Consider the following 2,433-nt stretch of genomic DNA (forward strand, 5'->3'; position numbering starts at 1 on the left):
CACCGTCCGCGCAAGACCCACGGCTACCGCACTCCGGCAGAGGTCTACGCTGACCTCCTGAACAGCAGTGATGCGCTGACCGCTTGAGCTCGCCACCGTTTTGGGAATCGAGGCAGGGGGGCTGCGCTGCGCCATCCCGGAGAAACGGGACCAGGCCGCCGCCCACTGGGAAGAAGACCGTGCGCCTCGCCTTTCCCGGCAGGCGCTGACAGGTGAACACCGACACGCGCCAAGGTGGCGTTAGGCGGGCTGCGTGGCGGGTGTTGCCGGAGCGGCTGCGACCTTGCGGGTCTCGCGCATTATCAGCAGGCCGTTGACCACCATCAGTGTCGCGGTCAGGCAGTGGACGCCGAGCGCGGTGGCCACGGAGCCGTGGTGGGCCAGCACGTTGGCCATGTCGCCGTACGCGGCGAGGGCCTCGACCAGCAGTACCCAGCCCAGCGCCCGGCGGTGGCCCGTCACCAGCAGAATGCCCAGGACCAGGGCCAAGACGACGTCGCGGATTCCCTTGATGATCAGGAAGCCGTCGCCATCGCCGGACGGCCAGCTCGGCAGGCCGAAGCCCGGCGCCGTCGTCTCCGGGCTCAGGATGAACTCCATCCCGAACCAGAGGATGAAGAGGATGAAGGCGGCGACCAGGACGGTGTTGATCTTCTTCAGCGACATGGTTCTTCTCCTTGCACGTCTTCGTCAGCTTGGTGAGCTTCGTGGGGCCCGGTGAGTCGTGTGGGGCCTGATCAGGCCGCGTGGACGCGGCTGATCGAGGGGCGTAGGTTGCCGGGATCGCCGTTGTGGGATTTGAGCGGCAGCTGCACCCCCGGATGTCGGGATTTCGGTGGTCAGCCGCCCCCCGGGGGAGTGGGGATTGCGCGCCTCCGGCGCGGCGTCGGCCCGCGGGGTCAGAAATCCGAAGCCCTCTCGGGGCTCACCCCGGCGGGGCGAAAGCCGTCGATATACAGGGGCGAACCAGTGCGTGTCGGGGCAGCGGTGGTATCAGGCGAGGGCGGCGACCAGCAGGGTGAAGGCGGCGATGATGACGGCGACGCGGACGTAGTGGTAGCGGTTCCAGCGGTGCAGCTGTTGCTTCCAGTCGGCGGGCCGGTTGTCGGGGGTCCAGGTCTTGTTTCGGTTGTTGATCGGGACGAGCAGCAGCATCGACATGACCACGCTGAGGATCAGCAGGCCGGCGGCGGTGACGACGAGTCCGGCGCCGTGGTGGTGCCATCCGGCGACGGCCCAGATCGCGCTGAGGACGAGCGAGCCTATGTACCAGAACGGCATCAGGGCGCCGAGCATCCGGCCGCCGTGGGCGTGGCCGAGCTGGCCGCTTTCCTCGGGAAGCGCGTCCAGGATCCGGTTCATGATGAAGGCCACGGAGAACTCCACCCCCACCATCAGACCGACGATCACGGTGGTGACGACCTCGAGTGCGTTGAGCATGACGATCCCTCCGTTGAACTAGCGTCGCTAGCTGATGAGGCAACGCTAGTGCTGCTGCCGCTCGATTGTCTAGTGATGCTAGGATTGATTTATGTCGGTACAGGAACGCAAGCAGCGCGAACGGGCGGAGCGCGAGCGCCTCATCGTGGCGACGGCCCGCGAACTCGCCGAGCAGCAGGGCTGGGACGCGGTCACCACCCGCCGGCTCGCCGAGCGCATCGAATACAGCCAGCCCGTCCTCTACAGCCACTTCCGCGGCAAGCGCGAGATCATCGGCGCCGTCGCCCTTCAGGGCGCCACGGAGATGGCCGCTGCGCTGCGGGCCGCGACCTCCGCCGCGGACGGAACTCGCACCCGGGTCACCGCCCTCGCCCGCGCCTACCTCGACTTCGCCGAGCGCAATCCGGCGGTCTACGACGCCTTGTTCCAGCTCGACGGTGGCCTGGCGTACGCGCAGGAGGACACCCCGGAGCCACTGAAGGACGCCTTCGCCGCCCTGCTCGAGTGCCTCGCCGAGGTCGCCGGGGACGGCGTCCACCCGGGGCTGTTCACCGAGGTGTTCTGGGCGGCCCTGCACGGGCTGGCCACCCTGACCCGAGCCGGCCGCCTGCTGCCCAAGGACGCCGAGCCGAGGCTGGAGCTGCTGGTGGACCGGCTCGCCAAGCTCTGACACACCATCCCGGCGGGCACGCAGCCGGAGCCCTCGGGCCCCGTTGCCTGCCTGCGGCAACGCTTCCGGTCACTCGCGCCCACATGGCGGAGCCGCAGACCGCCGTGCCCCGTACCCCAGACGGGCACCCGTCCCGGAAGCTGCGATGCTCATGGATCACGACCCGATACGCGCCTAGTCGAGGCAGCCCAGCTCGGTGCCCGGGCGGCAGGGCGGGCGCGTCGGCACCTAGCTACTTGCCCCTGAAGAAGTCCGGGGTGCCTGTGGGTTGTCCTTTGGGGAGAGCTGGCGAAGGGCGGCCCATGGCCGTCACAGTGGGTGCG

At 68.9% G+C, this 2,433-nt stretch carries 3 protein-coding genes; 1 reads left to right on the forward strand and 2 read right to left on the reverse strand.

Annotated elements, in window-relative coordinates; all coding sequences use genetic code 11:
- Positions 1-240 precede the first annotated feature (240 nt).
- Both ACZ5NH_RS45395 and ACZ5NH_RS45400 read right to left on the reverse strand, forming a co-directional pair.
- The gene (locus tag ACZ5NH_RS45395; RefSeq protein ID WP_468784343.1) at positions 241-666 is read right to left on the reverse strand and encodes a DUF4267 domain-containing protein; all 426 of its coding nucleotides are present in this window, start codon (positions 664-666) and stop codon (positions 241-243) included.
- Positions 667-993: 327 nt separating this feature from the next.
- The gene (locus ACZ5NH_RS45400; protein WP_388631176.1) at positions 994-1,440 is read right to left on the reverse strand and encodes an anthrone oxygenase family protein; all 447 of its coding nucleotides are present in this window, start codon (positions 1,438-1,440) and stop codon (positions 994-996) included.
- A 91-nt stretch (positions 1,441-1,531) separates the two neighbouring features.
- Here ACZ5NH_RS45400 and ACZ5NH_RS45405 point away from each other — a divergent pair, with 91 nt between their 5' ends.
- Positions 1,532-2,110 (forward strand): TetR/AcrR family transcriptional regulator, encoded by a 579-nt coding sequence (locus tag ACZ5NH_RS45405; protein ID WP_388631174.1) that lies wholly within the window; start codon positions 1,532-1,534, stop codon positions 2,108-2,110.
- Positions 2,111-2,433: the final 323 nt, after the last annotated feature.

This window comes from Streptomyces sp. NPDC031426, assembly GCF_055581585.1.

What these genes read in the sequence shown, in the direction of transcription:
- ACZ5NH_RS45400 (WP_388631176.1), bottom strand. Translation starts at nt 1,440, where the DNA reads ATGCTCAACGCACTCGAGGTCGTCACCACCGTGATCGTCGGTCTGATG.
- ACZ5NH_RS45405 (WP_388631174.1), top strand. Translation starts at nt 1,532, where the DNA reads ATGTCGGTACAGGAACGCAAGCAGCGCGAACGGGCGGAGCGCGAGCGC.
- ACZ5NH_RS45395 (WP_468784343.1), bottom strand. Translation starts at nt 666, where the DNA reads ATGTCGCTGAAGAAGATCAACACCGTCCTGGTCGCCGCCTTCATCCTC.